General features: G+C 37.7%; 17 protein-coding genes. All 17 read left to right on the top strand.

Annotated elements, in window-relative coordinates; genetic code table 11:
* Positions 1-42: 42 nt before the first annotated feature.
* The 17 genes from A2G56_RS03580 (at position 43) to A2G56_RS03500 (ending at position 19,650) form a co-directional block, all read left to right on the top strand.
* Entirely contained in the window at positions 43-1,338 is a 1,296-nt protein-coding gene (locus A2G56_RS03580; RefSeq protein ID WP_062709135.1) for a glucosyltransferase domain-containing protein, read from the top strand.
* 307 nt (positions 1,339-1,645) lie between these two features.
* On the top strand, positions 1,646-2,056 hold the full coding sequence (locus tag A2G56_RS03575; protein ID WP_062709132.1) for a serine hydrolase family protein: 411 nt from the start codon (positions 1,646-1,648) through the stop codon (positions 2,054-2,056).
* Positions 2,057-2,193: 137 nt separating this feature from the next.
* The gene (locus A2G56_RS03570; protein WP_062709129.1) at positions 2,194-3,426 is read left to right on the top strand and encodes an efflux RND transporter periplasmic adaptor subunit; all 1,233 of its coding nucleotides are present in this window, start codon (positions 2,194-2,196) and stop codon (positions 3,424-3,426) included.
* Between the two features lie 2 nt (positions 3,427-3,428).
* Entirely contained in the window at positions 3,429-4,136 is a 708-nt protein-coding gene (locus A2G56_RS03565) for an ABC transporter ATP-binding protein (protein WP_062709126.1), read from the top strand.
* A 9-nt stretch (positions 4,137-4,145) separates the two neighbouring features.
* Positions 4,146-5,360 carry an ABC transporter permease gene (locus A2G56_RS03560; protein ID WP_062709124.1) on the top strand — a complete coding sequence of 405 codons (1,215 nt, stop codon included), beginning with the start codon at positions 4,146-4,148 and terminating at the stop codon, positions 5,358-5,360.
* Entirely contained in the window at positions 5,353-5,958 is a 606-nt protein-coding gene (locus A2G56_RS03555) for a TVP38/TMEM64 family protein (protein ID WP_062709121.1), read from the top strand. Before A2G56_RS03560 ends, A2G56_RS03555 begins: the two co-directional genes overlap by 8 nt.
* 100 nt (positions 5,959-6,058) lie before the next feature.
* A complete protein-coding gene (locus tag A2G56_RS03550; RefSeq protein WP_062709118.1) occupies positions 6,059-6,340 on the top strand; it encodes a GNAT family N-acetyltransferase in 282 nt (93 codons plus the stop codon).
* Positions 6,341-7,078: 738 nt separating this feature from the next.
* On the top strand, positions 7,079-8,233 hold the full coding sequence (locus A2G56_RS03545) for a betaine/proline/choline family ABC transporter ATP-binding protein (RefSeq protein ID WP_062709115.1): 1,155 nt from the start codon (positions 7,079-7,081) through the stop codon (positions 8,231-8,233).
* 1 nt (position 8,234) lies between these two features.
* Positions 8,235-8,870, top strand: a complete 636-nt coding sequence (locus A2G56_RS03540; RefSeq protein ID WP_099091496.1) for an ABC transporter permease — start codon at positions 8,235-8,237, stop codon at positions 8,868-8,870.
* 6 nt (positions 8,871-8,876) lie between these two features.
* Positions 8,877-9,791 (top strand): osmoprotectant ABC transporter substrate-binding protein, encoded by a 915-nt coding sequence (locus A2G56_RS03535; protein WP_062712428.1) that lies wholly within the window; start codon positions 8,877-8,879, stop codon positions 9,789-9,791.
* A 1-nt stretch (position 9,792) separates the two neighbouring features.
* Positions 9,793-10,455, top strand: a complete 663-nt coding sequence (locus tag A2G56_RS03530; protein ID WP_062709109.1) for an ABC transporter permease — start codon at positions 9,793-9,795, stop codon at positions 10,453-10,455.
* 453 nt (positions 10,456-10,908) lie between these two features.
* Positions 10,909-11,301 (top strand): PaaI family thioesterase, encoded by a 393-nt coding sequence (locus tag A2G56_RS03525; RefSeq protein ID WP_062709106.1) that lies wholly within the window; start codon positions 10,909-10,911, stop codon positions 11,299-11,301.
* Between the two features lie 11 nt (positions 11,302-11,312).
* Complete coding sequence (locus A2G56_RS03520; protein ID WP_062709103.1) at positions 11,313-12,029, top strand: SDR family NAD(P)-dependent oxidoreductase; 717 nt, start codon at positions 11,313-11,315, stop codon at positions 12,027-12,029.
* A gap of 1,531 nt (positions 12,030-13,560) precedes the next feature.
* Positions 13,561-14,769, top strand: coding sequence for a DegT/DnrJ/EryC1/StrS family aminotransferase (locus A2G56_RS03515; RefSeq protein ID WP_237334436.1), 1,209 nt, complete (start codon positions 13,561-13,563; stop codon positions 14,767-14,769).
* 897 nt (positions 14,770-15,666) lie between these two features.
* A complete protein-coding gene (locus A2G56_RS03510) occupies positions 15,667-16,110 on the top strand; it encodes a MarR family winged helix-turn-helix transcriptional regulator (protein WP_062709098.1) in 444 nt (147 codons plus the stop codon).
* 41 nt (positions 16,111-16,151) lie between these two features.
* Complete coding sequence (locus tag A2G56_RS03505) at positions 16,152-17,912, top strand: ABC transporter ATP-binding protein (protein WP_062712424.1); 1,761 nt, start codon at positions 16,152-16,154, stop codon at positions 17,910-17,912.
* The gene (locus A2G56_RS03500; protein ID WP_062709095.1) at positions 17,902-19,650 is read left to right on the top strand and encodes an ABC transporter ATP-binding protein; all 1,749 of its coding nucleotides are present in this window, start codon (positions 17,902-17,904) and stop codon (positions 19,648-19,650) included. Before A2G56_RS03505 ends, A2G56_RS03500 begins: the two co-directional genes overlap by 11 nt.
* The last annotated feature ends 300 nt before the right edge of the window (positions 19,651-19,950 follow it).

The following is a 19,950-nucleotide window of genomic DNA, read 5'->3' as shown; positions in this document are numbered from 1 at the left end:
TAATAATAGAATTTTTGTCAAATAGTGGAAAGAAATAAATTAATGAAAGAAATCAAGAATACTCTATTGTCTCTAAGCCTATCATTTTTAACATATGTTTCATTAATTATGTCACCGACGATTGGTATCGATACCGAGGGAGCAGTACTGGATTATTCTTTTTTGGTGAATTCATGGCGAAGAATAGACCGAGAAGGGCTAGCTTTATTAAAGGATACTTTTTTTCCAACTTATCTTCAGACTCAAAATAATATTTTAGCGATCTTTGCATTAGCTGTTTTTGCTCTCCTCATTATAAGAGTGACAAAATTTGATGGATGGATAGTGTCTTTATTAGTGATAGCTTGCCCTATTACTTATTTTCAAATGTATTTTCAAATGCAATCGTTTGAAGTTATTCTAGCATCAATTATTACGTTGCTACTAGTTTATGCCACAGTACATTCATCTTCCATTTTTGTTATTTTAACAATAGTTGGAGTTGGATTTTGCATAGGTGTTTACCAATCGATTGTTGATTTTTATATTGGCATTTCAGCCTTGCTTTTATTACTAAAAGGTTCGGCACAATTAAAGGATTATTTAAAGTTAATGATAGGATTAATAGGTAGTTTAATTGTTTATTGGTTTCTTAATAATGTCATAAACACTTCTCCAAAAAGCTCTTACTTATCTATTAATACTTTTAGTAGGCATTCTATTTTTGCTTTTAGCATATTACTCTTGCTTTTGGTAATTATTCTGGCTTTATGGCTAATAGGAAAAATCAATTTACACCAATCATTAACGCTTTATTTCTTCTTAGCTAGCCCATTTTTAACGTTAAGCATCATAGGTGCTTTGAAATATAGGGCCCTATTCCCAGCTTTACCCATGGTGATAGCCGTATCGGGTGGTTACCTATATAGTAAAAAAAAGTTACCTTTAAGGATTGTGGTTGTCTGTGTTGCTTCATTTTTTTTAATTATTAATGTAATTTATCAAGTGGCTGAAATAAGACGCTTCAAGATTGATCGAGAACTCGCTCAAGCGATTATAAATCAAATTCCTAGTAAAGAATATCGCGTACAATTTATCGGGAAATACTCAGAAGGAAACACATTACCTGATAAAATGAGGGTTGAACCTGCGGGAACTAGTTTTTTTGGTTATGAAAAGAGTCCTGACCAGGGTAGAAGTGATAATATGCTAAAGTTGATGAATGCAAATTTTGTAACTTCTACAATGGAACAGAATACAGATGCAGTCGAAAAATACAAAGAAGTAGATTATTTTAATCATAATAGGAAAGTATACATAGATGATAATGAAAAAGTAGTTGTCGTTAAATTTAAATAAAGAAGTTTGTAGAAGTTATAGTACTATTCAATATCAAAGATACATTGAAAAGAGAGTTAAGTAAGTTTTTTCAGAAACGTTTACTATTCAGTAATTAATATTAAAGATGCGCTAGCGCTTCTTAACTTTAGGAAACAATGTTTTCAATGAGCCTCTTATCAGAAAGTGACACTGATAGAGTTTTTTTGGTTAAGAAAAGTCATCAAATTTCTAAGCTAGTTTAGCCGCAAATAATCCAACTGCTTTCAAGAGTTATCAAACAGTTATCAAGAATATCCTCCATTACTCTAGCAACGAAGGTTATAATTTGTTAAGACGTACATTTGGTGGTGCCTATATGGCAAAATGGATGAGAGAAGCGGGAGTCAATGCTGCTCTTTCAGTACCAGGATATCCTTATATCACAGCAAATGAGCTGGCGAAATTATGGGAACGAAATGATCGCTTTTTTCAAACTACCTCAGTTGGAAAAACAATGTCAACATGGTTTGAATCTCCTAACTTATCACCAATACACGCCAATTTATCTGCACAGTACAATACTAAATCAAAAGCAGGTTGGATTGGTTTGCCAGGCTACCACGCTGCCAACGATGCAGGAGTAGTTACAACACCTAAGGGGCGATATGTCTTAGCTATCACAAGTGATGCAGATGGGAAGTTAAGTCTGTTAAATAGCTTGGTAACAACCTTGAATAACATTTACAAAACGATATAATGTCAAAAAAGAAGATTATCCGATCTTCTTTTTTGTGTCTGAAATATGATATTTTGCGAAATTATTCATTTTTAAGTAATCGCTTGCATTGATTGTGAAAAAATCCTATAATAATACAAATTGTCAAGGAGGTTATTATGGTAAGACATGTCAAAAGTTCGGGTTTAAAGAAAAAATTATGGATAGGATTTGGTGGGTTGGTTCTGTTGATAGGTGGTTTTAGTGTTTATCAGATGGCAACCTCCCGACATAACACTAAAAAGGAAACGAGATACAAGACTAGCACGGTCACAAGTGGCAAAATTGCCTCATCCACTCTATTATCTGGAAAAGTGTCAGCCTTATCCGAACAGTATGTTTATTATGATAATTCCAAAGGCAGTTCAGCTACCGTGACTGTCGAAGTTGGTCAACAAATTGGCAAAGGTCAGCAATTGGTTCAATATGATGCCACTAGCGCTCAAGCAAGCTATGATACAGCTGTGCGACATCTAAATAAGGTAGGTCGACAAATAAATACGTTGCAAACTTATGGCACACAAGCTGCTGTTCCCGCAGAGACAGGAAATGAGCAAGGTATAGGAAGTTCGGATTCAGCGACCAATCAAACGACGACAACAAGTCCGACTGCTGGGCAAACCTATAATCAGCAATTGCAAGATTTGTATGATGCCTATGCTGATGCTGAATCTGAAGTAGCCAAAGCTCAAGAAGCCTTAAATCAGACAGTTGTCTTGAGTGACGTAGATGGGACAGTTGTTGAAGTGAATGATTCCATTGACCCATCTGCTAAAGAAAGTCAGACACTTGTTCATGTTGCAACACAAGGAGAATTACAAGTAAAAGGAAAACTGACAGAATACGACTTGGCAAATCTGAAAAAAGGTGATGAGGTTATTATCAAATCCAAAGTTTATCCAGATAAAAAATGGAAAGGTAAAATCAGCAGTATTTCGGATTATCCAGAACAAGCCACTGGTACGGGTGATGCCTCTAACGCTGGATCAAGTGGTGCCAAATACGAATATAAAGCTGATATCACCAGTGATTTAGAAGCATTGAAACAAGGGTTTACAGTATCTGTTGAAGTGGTGAACAATAAAGAATCTCTGCTAGTTCCTACATCGGCTATTGTTCATTCAAAAGGAAAAGACTACGTTTGGCGCTATGACAAATTAACGAAGAAGGTCAGCAGGCAGAAAGTTGAAGTTGGTAGAGCAGATGCTAAAGCTCAAGAGGTTTTAAGCGGTTTGGCAAAGGATGACCGAATTATTGCTAATCCTAATAAGGCTTTAAAAGAGAGTCAAAAAATAAGCGATGATAAGATAATGGGTGACAAAACTCCTAAAACTAATAGCAAGGAGAAATAGTCATGGACAATAACAAGGTGTTAATGCAATTAAAAGGCATTACGAAGTCTTATCGAAACGGTGAACAAGAACTTCAGGTGTTAAAAGGGATTGATTTAACCGTTTATGAAGGTGATTTTTTAGCCATAATGGGACCATCCGGATCAGGGAAATCAACATTGATGAATATTATAGGTCTTTTAGACAGACCTAGCTCAGGGAGTTATGATCTAGATGGGCAGTCTGTTTCTAGCTTATCGAGTAAGTCACTAGCTAAAGTGCGTAATCAGGAAATCGGATTCGTTTTTCAACAGTTTTTTTTACTCTCCAAAATGAATGCTTTACAGAATGTTGAACTTCCTTTGATTTATGGTGGGGTCAGTGTTAGTCGAAGAAAACAATTGGCCAAACAATTTTTAGAAAAAGTTGAGCTTGGTGATCGGATAAAACATTTACCATCAGAATTATCAGGTGGCCAGAAACAAAGAGTCGCCCTTGCTCGTGCCCTGGTAAACAATCCTGCTATTATTTTGGCTGATGAACCGACAGGGGCACTGGATACCAAAACAGGCAAGCAGATTATGGAATTGCTTCAATCGTTAAATAATGAAGGAAAAACCATCATTATGGTTACTCATGAACCAGAGATTGCCGATTATGCTAAACGCAAGATTGTTATCCGAGATGGTGAAATGACATTAGATACGACGGAGAGTGTTCGAATAGATTAGGAGGACAGTGTGGAAAATTGGAGATTTGCCTTTAGTTCAATACTTAGCCATAAAATGCGTTCCTTCTTGACCATGCTGGGGATTATTATTGGGGTAGCCGCAGTTGTTATCATTATGGGACTAGGTGATGCAATGAAAAAAAGTGTTTCTGATAGTTTTACTGGAGACCAGAAGCAAGTTAGGTTATACTATAAGGGAAAAGGTGCAGATGATGACCCCTACGCTGCCTTTTTTGGTGAAGGTGGTTCTGAAAAACCGGTCCAAATGGCTTGGTTAGATCAAATAGTTGCCGTCATCCCAGGGATTGATTCCTATTTTGTGACTAATTCAGCTAATGGTAAAATATCTTATCGTAAAAAGGAACTGGATAATGCCATGATTACTGGTGTGAGTCAACAGTATTTTGAAGTCAAAAATTATGACATTGTCGAAGGACGCCAGTTCCAAAAAGGAGATTATAGTCACTTTTCCAGAATTATTATGATCGATACCATTATGTCAGATCGGCTATTCGGTAAAAAGCACTATAAAAAAGCGCTGAATAAGATTTTGACAGTTGGGGATAAGGACTATTTGGTCACAGGTGTTTTTAAGGCTTCCAATGACTCGGCAGGTATCAATGGTGCAGCTGTTATGACAAACACTCAAGTAGCTCAAGAATTTCAAACAGATGAGGTTAGTCAAATTTTTGTTCATGTCAATGAGGTGTCTAATAGTCAGACCTTAGGTAAACTGGCTGCTAAGGAGTTGACTGAGTTATCACAGGAGCGAAATGGTAAATACATGGTGGCAGATAATAGTGCTATCTTGAAGGACATTAATCGAGAGTTTGGTATTATGACAACGGTTATCGGTGCTATTGCCGGTATCTCGCTCTTGGTGGGTGGCATTGGTGTTATGAATATCATGCTGGTTTCAGTGACTGAGCGAACCAGAGAAATTGGTCTTAGGAAAGCTTTGGGGGCTACCCGTCGTAATATCTTGACACAATTCTTGATTGAAGCTGTGGTCTTAACTGTGTTAGGTGGGTGTCTAGGTCTTTTACTTGCCTTTGTTGCTGTTAGTAGTTTAGGCGCTGCGATGAGTTTGCCAGGAGCAACTGTCTCATTACAGGTCGCCTTTGTTGCCATTACTTTTTCAGCTTGTATTGGTATTATGTTTGGACTGCTTCCTGCCAATAAAGCGAGTCAATTAAACCCAATTGAGGCTTTGCGTTATGAATAACCCTAAAAAAACAACTCGTTCTTTCATTAGAGTACTGTCAACGATAATACTTCTTTTATCTTTGGTTTTTGTGTATTTTTTGGTGGTCAATTTAGATATTGTTCACAATCCGGATGCTTTACAGGAATTGATTAAAAAAGATTTGGTCATAGGCTCGCTATTGTTTTTCGGATTACAGGTTATTCAGGTTTTGATTGCACCAATTCCTGGCGGAGTTATTACGGTTGTAGGCATTTTAGCATTTGGACCTGTTTTAGGATTTTTATTAGATTATTTAGGGATTCTTTTAGGCAGCTGGCTTTTGTTTCGTTTGGTCAGGAAATTCGGACGATCAGTTATTCATCTCATGCTTTCAGAAGAGAAGTTATCAGCTTATGAGAACCGATTTTTTGGGCATTATTTTCAAAAATTAGTAGCCCTTGTTATGCTAGCTCCAATCGGCCCAGCGGATATTACGGTTATGTTGGCTGGTTTGAGTAAGATGACAGAGAAAAGATTGATGATAATTTTAGCCATCTGTCGTCCACTATCAATCATTTCTTATAGCTATTTTTGGATCTATGGCGGTCATTGGTTGGATCAGTTCTTGCATTTTTGAAAGATGAAGCAAATATTATCAGGTTTTTTCCTTTAATAGTTTTGCTCTGTTCGATAAATGAATACTGTGGTTTATAATTTAAGGTGAAGGAGGATTTCAAATGGTTGAGATTTCATTTAATGCAAAAGAGCAACGTGCTGTTGCTCATGATGGCAGTAAGGAAATAGGAGAGTGTACCTATCAGGTAATAGATGATGTTTGGATTATCAATCATACTTTTGTTGATTCAGAGTATGGCGGTCAAGGAATTGCCAAAAAACTTGTGGAAAAAATCATTTGGCAAGCGCGTGAAGCAAAAGTTAATGTTTCAGCTAGCTGTTCCTATGCTATCAATCTCTTTAACAAGACAAACGACTATGATGATGTCCTTGTCGATGATTAAGAAACCTTGAACTAGAAGTGTATAACAGAAGGCCCCTATCTCTACAAGAGTTTAGAGCGATTCCGCTAATTCTATGAGATAGGGTTTACGGACGGCATATATTACTATATAGTTATTTTTAGAGAGAATTGCGGTAGTAAAAACAATGGATACCCAGTTTCTTCTATGGTTAGAAGGTTATCTGATAAGATTAGTGAAGTCAGTGTCAAAGAGATAATTGTTGCTACTAAATGGCTAGGTAGCAGTGATGAGACATTTTGTATTTGGCAGATAAGGCTGAGAAGATAAGAGTTAGCAGTATGTCTCGGTCATTGCAATTTGGAGAAGCTGAAGAAGTTTGGTTTCCGTTAATCGTCAGTGATTGTTAGGAAGTTTATGGTTCCCTTTGCTAAGGGGGATTTTCAAGAAAATCAATACACACGTTTGGCTGTTGTTCGATAATCATTGATAGGGGATCTCTAATTTTAGAGCCCCTCTTCTTCGGCGGTAAGTTTTGAAAACCAACCTTATTTTGAGTGATTTATTACAGAGAAGTGGCGTTTTAGGTGCTATTTTCAGTAAAAAGCTCTTAATAGACTTTTTATTTTCAATTAATTATAGTAAAAATAGATTGATTCTGTTATACTATATTTACATCTGACCATTCTGATATTTGCAGAGTGTGGTCAATAACAGCGTTTTATATTTGTTTTTTTGCGCTAATTTTAAAAAAATTCGACTAATCTTAAGGAGAAAAGGATGACCAATCAACCTATTATTGAATTTAAAAATATCAAAAAAATATACGGTAATAATACCGCTGTTGATACAGCAAATCTATCAGTAAATGCGGGGGAATTTATTTGTTTTATTGGTACTAGTGGATCAGGAAAAACAACCCTGATGCGGATGATTAACCGCATGTTGAAACCCTCAGAAGGTCATATTTATTTTGAGGGAAAAGACATTTCGACTATCAATCCTATTCATTTGCGCCGAAAAATTGGTTATGTGATTCAAAATATCGGTCTTATGCCACATATGACTATTTATGAAAATATCACCTTGGTTCCTAAGCTTCTGAAATGGCCTGAAGATAAGAAAAAAGCTAAAGCCAAAGAATTGATCAAACTGGTGGAATTGCCTGAAGAATTTTTAGATCGTTACCCGTCTGAATTATCAGGTGGTCAACAGCAAAGGATTGGTGTTATTCGTGCCTTAGCTGCCGATCAAGATGTTATCTTGATGGACGAACCGTTTGGTGCCCTTGATCCCATCACACGTGAGGGGATTCAGGACCTCGTTAAAACCTTGCAAGAAAAAATGGGCAAAACCATTGTTTTGGTGACACATGATATGGATGAAGCTTTGAAATTGGCTAGTCGTATTGTTGTGATGGATAATGGGCAAATGGTGCAAGTAGCTACGCCGGATGAAATCCTGCATCATCCAGCCACAGAATTTGTTGAAAAAATAATTGGTGACGAACGATTGATGCAAGCTCAAATGGATATTACACCAGTTAAATCTATTATGCTTAAAAATCCTGTTTCCATAACAGCTGATCAGACTATTTCAGATGCTATTACTCTAATGAGGGAACGTCGTGTTGATACTTTACTTGTAACAGAAGATCAAAGGTTAATCGGTTTGATTGATTTAGAATCTATCAGTAATCAGTATCGTAAAAATCTTTTGGTATCAGATATTCTTCAAAGAGATGTTTTTAAAATTAAAGAAGATGCCCTTTTACGAGATGCTTCTCAAAAAATTCTCAAACGTGGCTTGAAGTACGTGCCTGTTGTCAACGATCAAGGGCATCTTACTGGGATTGTAACCAGGTCAGCTCTTGTTGATATGATGTATGATGTTATTTGGGGTTCTCAAGAGCAGGAGGGAGGTCAAAATGAGTGATATTAATGCTTTTCTAGCTCAATATGGTGGTCAGCTTCTCCACAAAACTTGGGAGCAAATCTATATTTCTGCTATTGCCTTAGCCTTAGGTATCCTTGTGGCAGTTCCGATAGGTGTTGTTTTAACGCGCTATCAAAAACTAGCCAAAGTGATTATTGGCTTAGCTAGTATGTTACAAACGATTCCTAGTTTAGCCTTGCTAGCCATGATGATTCCCTTATTTGGGGTTGGTAAATTACCAGCTATCTTTGCTCTGTTTATTTATTCTTTATTACCCATTTTAAGAAATACTTATATCGGTCTTGAAAATGTGAGTCCTGTTTTAAAAGACAGTGCTAAAGGAATGGGAATGAAACCAAGTCAGTCTATTTTACAGGTAGAACTCCCTTTGGCTATGCCAGTCATTATGACAGGGATTCGTCTGTCAGCCATCTATGTTATTGCTTGGGCAACGCTAGCATCTTACGTTGGTGCAGGTGGTTTGGGAGATTTGATTTTTAGTGGATTGAGTCTCTTTCAACCGCCACTTATTATTGGTGGTACTATTCCTGTTATCTTATTATCCTTAGTCGCTGATTTTCTTCTTGGGAAACTAGAAGTTGCTCTAACGCCAAGACAGAAGAGGGAGGTGGCATAAATGAGAATGAAAAAACTGATAGTAGCAAGTGTCGCTTTCATATCACTTCTTGCCCTCACTGCTTGTGGACTTGTAAAGGGAAGTGAAGGAAAAACAGTCAAAATTGCTGCGCAGAATACGACAGAATCAAGTATTATCGCTAATATGATTGCTGAATTAATTGAGCATGAAACTGACAGTAAGGCAACTTTAGTTTCCAACCTTGGCTCTTCTAGCGTCACCCACGAAGCCTTATTACGAGGTGATGCTGACATTTCCGCGACGAGATATACTGGAACAGATATCACAGGGGCTCTTGGCATGAAGGCCATCAAAGATCCTAAAAAAGCTTCGAAAATAGTGAAACGCGAATTCAAAAAACGTTTCGATCAGACCTGGTTTCCAACCTATGGTTTTGCTGATACTTATGCTTTTATGGTCACAGATGATTACGCAAAGGAAAACAATCTGGAAACTATTTCAGATTTAAGCAGAGTAGCGGATACGGCTAAGGCTGGAGTTGATAGTACCTGGATGACCCGCGAAGGTGATGGCTACAAGGAATTCACAGAAACCTATGGCTTCTCATTCAAGAACATTTACCCAATGCAAATTGGCCTGGTCTATAATGCTGTTGAAAGTGGTAAGATGCAGTCTGTTTTGGGTTATTCGACAGATGGTCGTATTCCAAGTTATCATTTAACCATTCTAAAGGATGACAAGCAATTTTTCCCACCATATGAAACGTCTATGGTTGTTAACAACGAGCTCTTACGCAAGAATCCGAAATTGAAGGCATTGCTCCATCGGCTTGATGGTAAAATTGACCTAGAAACGATGCAAAAACTTAATTATCAAGTGGATGATAAATTATTAGAACCTTCTGTAGTGGCTAAGCAGTTCTTAGAAAAGCAAAATTATTTTAGAGAGGAGAATGACTAAGATGAGTGAGATGTCTACGGTTGAACAATTTTTCTATTATTTTAGTCAGAATGGCTCATACATTCTTTCTCAATTTTTAAGACACTTTTTGATTTCTGTTTATGGTGTTCTTCTGGCTGCCCTAGTAGGTATCCCTCTAGGTATCATGATTGCTCGCAAGCGAAAACTTCGCGGCTTTGTCATGGGGATTGCTAATGTCTTACAAACGATTCCATCGCTGGCTATGATTTCTATTATCATGTTGGCTCTCGGACTGGGAACCAAAACGGTTATTGCGACGGTTTTCCTCTACTCGCTTTTACCAATTATCAGTAATACCTACGCTGGCATTGCTAATGTTAATGATGACTTGGTAGATGCAGCAAAAGGTATGGGGATGACTAAAAAGCAACGTCTCTTTATGGTAGAATTACCTCTTTCCTTATCTGTTATTATGGCAGGAATTAGAAATGCTTTGGTCGTTGCCGTTGGGATCACGGCGATTGGTGCTTTTGTAGGTGGCGGTGGTCTAGGAGATATTATCGTCCGAGGAACTAATGCTACCAATGGTGGTGCCATTATCTTAGCTGGGTCATTGCCAACAGCACTGATGGCCATATTGTCTGATATAGGCTTAGGATTTGTTCAAAGGTTATTAGAACCTAAAGGAGCCAGTCGAACATAATAGTATAAGAGCAGATTGGTAGTTATCAACTTAAAAAGTTATTTGAATTGGCTAGGGGCTTGTTTTTCTGCTACTGACTAACCCCTTATCTGTTTAGGTTAACTATCAAAAGAGACTGATTGTCTTAACTGCTTCCTGTCAAGTGAATAATGACATAATATAGTCAAATGAATTAACTTTGAGACAAAGAACTGAGATGTGGGCAGGACTTGAGTAGGGCAAGGCGAAAGTGACGATGTCTCAACCTTAATTCAAAAGAAGACTATAAAAGATCAAGCAACGGCCTTGTTCCTCATCTCAAGAGAGCAAGGCCGTTGTTGTGCTCTTAAACACATTGCGGTGCTGGAAGTGAGGAACAACTGCCTATATTAAGCTGAGCTAGCAGTGTAATTGTTAGAAAAGTGCTATAATATTGGTATATTTTCAATTTTTGATGAAGGATGAAGAGGTAAGATGTTAGATAAATTACATGAAATTCGTGTTTTTGAGAATTATGATTTGTTGATGGAAGAAGAAGGTCATGTTGTTGTTTCAACGGAGATCGTCGAAAAATCGCTTAATTATTATGGCAATGCTCATGGTGGTTACCTTTTTACCTTGTGTGATCAAGTGGCGGGGTTGACCTGTTTATCATTGGGAAGTGAAGCTGTTACCATGCAGTCGAATATCCATTACATGAGAGGAGGACGCTTGGGCGATTCTCTAAAGATTGATGGGACTTGTCTTCATAATGGTCGAAAAACCAAAGTTATTGAGGTCATCATTTCCAACCAGGCGGGAGAAGCAGTAGCACAGGCATCCTTCACCATGTTTGTGACTGGTAAGCGCGTGGTTGATGAAAAGTAGGTTATTAGGATATGTCTGATGTAACATTTAAAAATAAAGTTGTTGTCATTACTGGTGGTGCTCATGGCATTGGTCAAGCGACTGCTAAGGCCTTCGAAAAAGCTGGTGCTAAAGTGGAGATTATTGATATCGTTCAAGGAGATTATTTTGTTGGTGATATCAGTCAAAAAGAAACCTTGGAAACTTTTGCGGATTATGTCATCAAAAAACATGGTCATGTTGATATCTTAGTCAATAATGCACTTCCGATGATGGTTGGATTGGACCAAGCGAGTTTTGAGGATTTCCAAAATGCCCTAACAGTAGGGGTAACAGCACCATTTTATTTAAGTCAGCTATTTAATAAGCATTTTACACAAGGTGCTAGTATTATCAATGTATCCTCGTCACGTTATGCTCAAAGTCAAGCGCAGACTGAAAGTTATTCGGCAGCTAAGGGAGGTCTTACGGCTCTGACACATGCTCTGGCCATGTCCTTTGCTGGTAGGGTACGTGTTAATGCTGTCGCACCTGGTTGGATTGAGACGAATGGTGAGAGACATTCTGATGCAGATAGGCATCAACATCCTGTTGGTCGCGTCGGTGTTCCAGAAGATATTGCTAATATGATTCTTTATTTAGCTTCAGAAAAAGCTGCTTTTATCACAGGACAAACCATTACAATTGATGGTGGTATGAGTAAGAAAATGATCTATCATGAGGATGAAGGGTGGCATTTCGGTTTCTAGAATTGATTCTTACTAATATTTGTATGTAAAAAAACGTTTTGAAATGATGTTTCTAAACGTTTTTTTAGTATCATTCAAAATACTTATATAGGGCTTAGGGCTAATTTTGATAACATTATCTAACAAGAAATGTTAGATAATGTGTCGCTAAATAGACAAGTTGAAAAATAGACAGAATAATCAGAAAATAAAGAAAATACAATCAATGATAAAAATCATACTGTTACTTAAGTAAAGAGAAAAAAGAGTAGCGAAAATACGTTATTTCACATGTTCTAAGAACAGATATAAGATTAAATAAACTGACTATTCGTGAAAAAGATTTTTATACATTATTTTGGGCGAATGCAAACTATAAAATTAGAAAAAATACAAAACTGAAAGACTAATTGCTGAATGAAAATCTGAAAATATAATGTTTCAGAAAAAGATTCAATTTTTCATTGAGTCAACTAATCAATGCTTTAATAAAAGGTTTTTTGAGTGTTTTTTTTCATTATTTTTTTAGGTGACAAACTTGAAAAGGTATGATAATATATGAAACGAAAAATGAAATCTCTAATATATTTACCGTAAATGACATAAAACAACGCTTTGGGTCATGGTATTTTTATAAAAAATTAACCTTATATAACCTAAAGGGAATTAACCTATTATGAAATCATACTTCAATAGTTCTGATTATTGTGATAATAAGGGTAAAATGTTAGAGAAGTTAAGAAAGGTGGTGGTAATTTACAATGAAATAGCTATAAGACAATGGTTATCATATTCCAGTATGTTTCAATACCATAGGTTCATGTTTAGAGGATGGTTGTTATGATGTTCTTGGTTTCTCATAATAGTAATTCAGTAGAGGGAAAAACGAAAGTGATAATCGGTTATCAGAGTGTGACAGGTTTCAGTCTATGATTGGGCCCATGCACTACTGCTAACTTTTGTTTTAAAAAGTGAGAATAAGACGGATATCTCGTACAATGTTTGTTAGAAAGTTTTTTAATAAGCGAAGTGACTGAAGGTTATGGAGAGAAGGATACGAGACTTGAGAAAATAAGAGAGCTTTGTTGGTCGTCGCTGTTGATTTTGAGATGTCACAAAGAGACTTGTCCTTGTTTGGTAACAAAGTGATTGGGGAACTTGAAGACCTACCTTGGATGGGATGAGAAACTTGATAGTGATGATATTCCAAGGGTCATTGTTTCCTTTTTTTGGACGTGAGAGGTTAGAAATGACACAACGAATGACTTTATGAGTAAGAAAGCATTAATGGTCGAGTCTAGGATAACAGTTTTATTTGTAAGATTGAGTCATCTATCTTTATGTAAGTTTATGCTGGTATTGATCAGTTTTGGGGGCAGTAATCGAAGATTTAAAAAAGGGGTAACAAAAGGAGTAGGAGATTAGTTAAATGTTTAGGTGAATAAGACCAAAATGCTTTAGCGATGGTTTTTGGCTTAGACAAATATGACAAGATTAGTAAGGAATTAGTTTGATAAAAAATGAGAGAAAGAGAGAGTTATGAAACATGCAAATGATGGTACCTTTTTCGTCTCCTGATATTACAGAGGAGGAAATTGCTGAAGTAGTTGATACCCTGCGTTCGGGGTGGATTACAACAGGACCTAAGACAAAACGTCTAGAACAGGAAATCAAACACTACACGGGAGCAGCTGGTGCGGTTTGTTTAAATTCTGCAACTGCTGGGTTGGAGTTGGTCTTAAGGATCTTTGGAATTGGACCAGGTGATGAGGTTATTATTCCTGCCGTTACTTATACTGCTTCCTGCAGTGTGATTGAGCATGTTGGTGCAAAGCCTGTGATGATTGATGTTCAGACTGATCATTTTGAAATGGATTATGATGCCTTAGAGCAAGCCATTACTGAGAAAACAAAAGTTATCATTCCAGTCGAATTGGCAGGAATTCCTTGTGATTATGACCGTATTAAGGCTATTGTTAATCGTAAAGCGAAATTATTTAGAGCTAAAACTTTTTTACAAGAAATCTACCATAGACCCTTGATTTTATCTGATGGCGCTCATGCTTTTGGGGCTAAGTATAAAGGAGTCGATATTAGTAATGTTGCTGATTTTACAGTGTTTTCATTTCAAGCTGTTAAGAATTTAACAACTGCAGAAGGTGGTGTTGTTACCTGGAAAGCAACAAATGGTGTGGTTAGTGAGTCTATCTATAAACAGTTTCAAATTTATTCTTTAAATGGGCAAACAAGAGAGTTGCCAACCAAAAGCCAGCCTAGTCCATGGGAATACGATATAGTTTTACCGGGTTATAAGTTTAATATGACTGATATTATGGCTTCTATTGGCTTGGTACAGTTACGACGTTATGAAAAGTTGCAAAGGCGGCGTTCTGAGATTGTATCTCGCTATAATGCTGCCTTTGAAGGCTCACGCATTCGGGTTTTGGATCACTTTAATAACGATTATGAATCTTCAAAGCACCTTTACATCACGCATATCCAAGGGATTGATCAAAATCAGAGAGATCTTATTATCCAAAAAATGGCTGAAAAAGGCATCGCCTGCAATGTGCATTACAAACCCTTGCCTTTATTTTCGGCTTATAGTCATAAGGGATTTGATATGGCTGATTTCCCTAATGCAGCAGCTTACTATTCCAATACGATTACGTTACCTCTTCATACAAAGCTGACAGATGTTCAGGTAGACTATGTCGCAGCAGAATTTTTAAACATTGTGAGAGAAGTTGCCAATCATTAAGCTGTGGCTAAAAGCTATTATTATGTCACAGTCTTATATCAATGATTGACCGGTTGTCCTGCTTGTAGCGACTATAAGTGGCTAGTAAAAGATGTGCACTGTTTGAAATAATTAACGTTACCTCTTGATTGTGTGCATTCGGTCTTAAGAATGCAGATGGTTCTGACTAGAATCCTGAGGCTGATTCAACGTTAAGATTTATTGCGACATCTATTTGCCAGACCAGCATATTAACAAAAACCAAAAGAATCAAGGTTTCGTCCTGACATTACTGGCTATATTAAAGCTTGCTTTCGAAATGTTATTCTGGAATATTATTGTATAGAGGTGAGGGATTCAAAGCGATTCTTATCATGCTCATCCTTTTAAGGTTGAATGAGACTTAAGAGAAATGCTTAATATATTTAAACCTTCTTGACACACGGTCAAGGCATGAAGAAAATGTCGTTTTTTAAAAACGATTTTTTTCGTTGAAGCTGCTAGCTTTTAGGTAGAACATGTGTTGTCGTATCCTTAGAAATAAGGGGGGTGAGACATGCTGTTATGTAAATGTCATCGAAAATAGTTTCAAAATGCGTGTAGCTGGAAAGTGGCTACATGCATTTTCTTCTTTGTTTGTATACACGGTGCTCTTGATGCCTAAATCCTTTCATCACATGTTTGATTACGGTGTGACAAGTAGAGGTCATTGATGTTCGGGATTTTAAGACAGATGCGGTGTTTATTTGAGACTAAGATGAATATCTTTTTCTGTTTATCTTTTTCTTGTACAGTGAAGTTACCAAAAAAAGCACTGAGTTTTTTTTAATTGTCAGAAAAAGGTGTTTTATCCTTGACTATAGTTCTCAAGGGAACTATAATAGCTTATCAGGAATTCTAAAGCAGAAAGGAAAGTTTATGAAAAACCCATTACATGCATTAAAAGAAATTATTTCTGATTTGGAACAAGCTGCTGGAGATATTGCTCAAAAACATGATATTGAGCATTTAAAAGGCCCCCAAGGGAGGGCTTTGTACTATCTATTTAAGCATCAAGAGAGAGACGTTTTTGTAAAAGATATTGAGCAATGTCTGCATATCTCTAAGTCTGTTGCTAGTAACCTTGTTAAGCGCATGGAAAAAAATGGTTACTTGCATTTGGAAACATCGACGGAAGATAAACGTTATAAGCGCTTGGTCTTGACGCAAGAAGGAGTTTCAAAAATTGAGCCTCTAGAGCATTTTCATAGAGAGTTAATGAGTGAGTTATTTATTGACATCGAGCCAGATGATTGGAAAGTTGTTGAAAAAGTGTTAGGTCAATTGACGCAGAATCTGAAACAGTTTAAGGAGAAAGACTAGTGCCAATATTATTTAAACGTTTAAACGGCAAAGAATGGGCGATGATTGCCTTATCTACCGTTTTTATTTGTTTGGCGGTCTGGATGGATATTGCAACGCCGTCTTACATGTCAGACATTACCAAATTACTTCAAGAAAAAGGGACGACCACTTCCGATATTATGGAGCCAGGCTGGAAAATGCTTGCTTTGTCATTGGGGAGTTTTGTTATGGCAGTCTGTGTTGGCTTTCTAGCTGCTCGTACGGCAGCCAGTTTTACGACGCGCCTACGCTCTGATATTTTTAATCAGGTCATGAATTATTCGGATGCAGAAATCAAACAATTCTCCGTACCCAGTCTGTTAACACGGACAACTAATGACTTAACACAGCTGCAAATCCTAATCACAATGGGTATGCAAGTGGTGACACGTGGCCCAATTATGGCTGTCTGGGCTTTAACGAAAATTTGGGGTAAAAGCAGCGAGTGGACATGGTCTGTTGTCATTGCAGTTGCTGTGGTTATGCTGTTATTAGCAACGCTCTTGATTTTTGCGTTTCCGCGTCTCCAAAAAGTACAACGATACACTGATGGGCTAAATGCTACCATGCGGGAAATTCTATCGGGGATTCGTGTCCTTCGTGCCTACAACGCTGAGGACTATCAAGATGCTAAATTTTCAGCCCAAAATGTGGCCTTAACGCGCTTGAATCTTTTTGTAAGCCGATTGTTTGCTCTTATGAATCCAGTCATGACTGTGGTTTCAAGTGGTTTGACTTTGGCTATCTATTGGATTGGAGCGCAAATGATCGATGGTATTGTCATCACGATGACTTCACGGGCTGCGGCTATCGCGAGTGTTCAAGATCGTATCACTGTTTTTAGTGATATGGTTGTTTTTTCTTCCTATGCTATGCAAGTCGTTATGGGCTTCATGATGATGGTTGCTATCTTTATTATCTTGCCGCGTGCCTTGGTTTCAGCAGGTCGTATTGAAGAGGTTCTATCCCTAGAGCCAAGCGTTAGTTTTAACAAAAAAACAACTGTTAAGACAGACACAAAAGGTGAGGTTGAATACCGAAACGTCAGTTTTAAATACACCGAAGATTCAGATGCTGTTATTGAAAACGTTTCGTTCAAAGCTAGTGCTGGTCAAACCATTGCTTTTATTGGTTCAACAGGTTCTGGTAAAACAACTTTAGTTAACCTTCTGCCACGTTTTTACGATGTGACAGCAGGTCAGATTTTAATCGACGGGATTGATATTAAGGATTATAGTCACGAAGAGCTGAATAATAAGGTAGGATATATTCCTCAGAAAGCAGTTCTTTTTAGTGGTACTATCCGTTCTAACATGACCTTTGGCGAGAGCAGTCAAGCTCAACTTGATGATGCTGCTATATGGGATGCGCTTGAATTGGCACAAGCTAAAGCGTTTGTTCAAAGCAAGGAAGAGGGGCTTGAAACAGAAGTAGCCCAAGGGGGGACCAATTTTTCTGGAGGACAGCGCCAACGTTTAGCTATTGCGCGTGCGCTTGCTCGTAAGCCAGAAATCTTGATTTTTGACGATTCTTTCTCAGCACTTGACTATAAGACGGATCGCACTCTTCGGAAAGCTTTGAGTGAAAAGACTAGTCAGGTAACCAAACTCATTGTGGCGCAAAGGGTTTCGACCATTATGGATGCTGATCAGATTTTGGTTCTAGACCAAGGTAAAGTCGTTGGTCAAGGCAGTCACCAGGATCTTTTGGCAAACAATGTCGTTTATCAAGAAATTGCTTATTCACAATTATCAAAGGAGGAATTGAAAGGTGAAAATTAAGAAAAAAACGTTAATCAACCAGTCCCTTCCTTTTTTGAAAGGGTTCCGCTTGATGTTTGGACTGGCTATTATGTTTACGATATGTTCAAGTGTCATTACTGTTATCGGACCTGATAAGTTAAAAGAAATCACCGATGTGATTACGACAGGAATTACTGGTAAAGTTGATATAGCTAAAATCAAAGGTATTGGTTTCCAGCTAGCATTACTATATGGTGGTGGCGCCATTTTGTCTTATTCAGCTAGTTTTATCATTGCAACTATAATCCAGCATTTCTCAAAGCGCATGCGCACAGCCATTGCTGATAAAATCAACTGTGTGCCCCTGTCTTACTTTGATGGTCATTCACAAGGAGATACCTTATCTCGTGTGACGAATGATGTGGACAATATGACCCAAGCGCTTAACCAGAGTTTGACCACACTAGTTTCAGCTAGCGTCCTTTTGACTGGGTCTATTATCATGATGTTTAAAACCAATGTCATCATGGCTGGGACAGCTATCGGATCGGTTCTAGCAGGCTTTTTACTTAGCGTGGTCATCATGATGAAAAGTCAGCCTCTCTTTAGACGTCAGCAAGATAATCTAGCTGCGGTTAATGGTTACGTTGAAGAAATCTACACAGGTCACAATCTTGTCATCTCTTACAATGCTAGGGAGCAAGCTAAGTCAGCCTTTAACCAACTCAATCAAAACCTTTATAACAGTATGTGGCAATCGCAATTCTTCTCTGGAATTATGATGCCCATGATGCAGTTTATCGGTAACTTTGGTTATGTTATGGTCTGTTTAGTTGGTGCCCGATTAGTGATTGATGGCGATATCACTATGGGAACAATCGTAGCCTTTATGACCTATGTTCGTATCTTCTCACAGCCTCTTGGCCAAATAGCTCAAGGAGCTACACAAATGCAAACTGTCTCCGCAACAATGGGGCGAATCTTCGAATTTCTTAATGCTCTAGAAATGGAAGACGAAACTGATAAAAGTCAGCAATTATCACAGGTCAAGGGTTATGTTGACTTTGATCAGGTGACGTTTGGTTATACCAAAGACAAGACTGTTATTAATGCTTTTTCAGCGCAAGCCAAACCAGGTCAAAAGGTTGCTATTGTTGGTCCAACAGGTGCCGGTAAGACAACGATTGTTAACTTGCTGATGCGTTTTTACGAAACCAATAGCGGTAGTATTCGAATTGACCACGTTAATGTCAAGGATATGAAACGAGAAGAAGTTCACGATGCCTTTTCAATGGTCTTGCAGGATACTTGGTTATTTGAAGGGACTATTAAGGAAAATCTGATTTACAATCAGGAGCATATAACAAACGAGCAAGTGGTTGAGGCAGCTAAAGCTGTTGGCATTCATCACTTTATCATGACCCTTCCTAAAGGGTACGATAGTGTCTTGGACGATAGTCTGAGCTTATCTGTCGGTCAGAAACAGCTTTTGACCATTGCGCGTGCTCTTTTGAAAAATGCACCGCTTTTGATTTTAGATGAAGCCACATCATCTGTTGATACTCGCACGGAAGAGCTGATTCAAAAAGCTATGGACAAACTCATGGAAGGGAGAACCTCTTTTATCATTGCCCATCGTCTATCAACCATCCGTAACGCCGACTTAATCTTAGTCATGAAAGATGGAAGCATCATTGAACAGGGCAATCATGATGCCTTGATGGCTGAAAATGGTTTCTATGCTGACCTCTATAACTCTCAATTTGAAAAAGCTTAAGAACTGTTTCGAAGCTTATAAAGAGAAAAGCTGGGATTGAGAGACCAGCTTTTCTTTATTTCCAAGAGTTGATAATGATTTTCTTTGAAATTTCATTTAAAATATCAGATAATGGAGGAAGAGTCTGAAAGACAAGCTATCAGAAAAGGTAATAGTTGCGTGTGAACTATTTTTTGTGTCAATCTGTATGATTTTGGCGTACGCCAAAAAGCCCTTGAATAGTGCCCATTTTTCAGAAGATTGCTCAAGTATTTTAGTTGGTTATCCATAATTTTTTTGCCTGATTACCTTACATGAGAT

The sequence above is a fragment of the Streptococcus halotolerans genome (genome assembly GCF_001598035.1).
Lineage (GTDB): Bacteria > Bacillota > Bacilli > Lactobacillales > Streptococcaceae > Streptococcus > Streptococcus halotolerans.
This window is presented reverse-complemented; position numbering and strand designations above follow the sequence as displayed.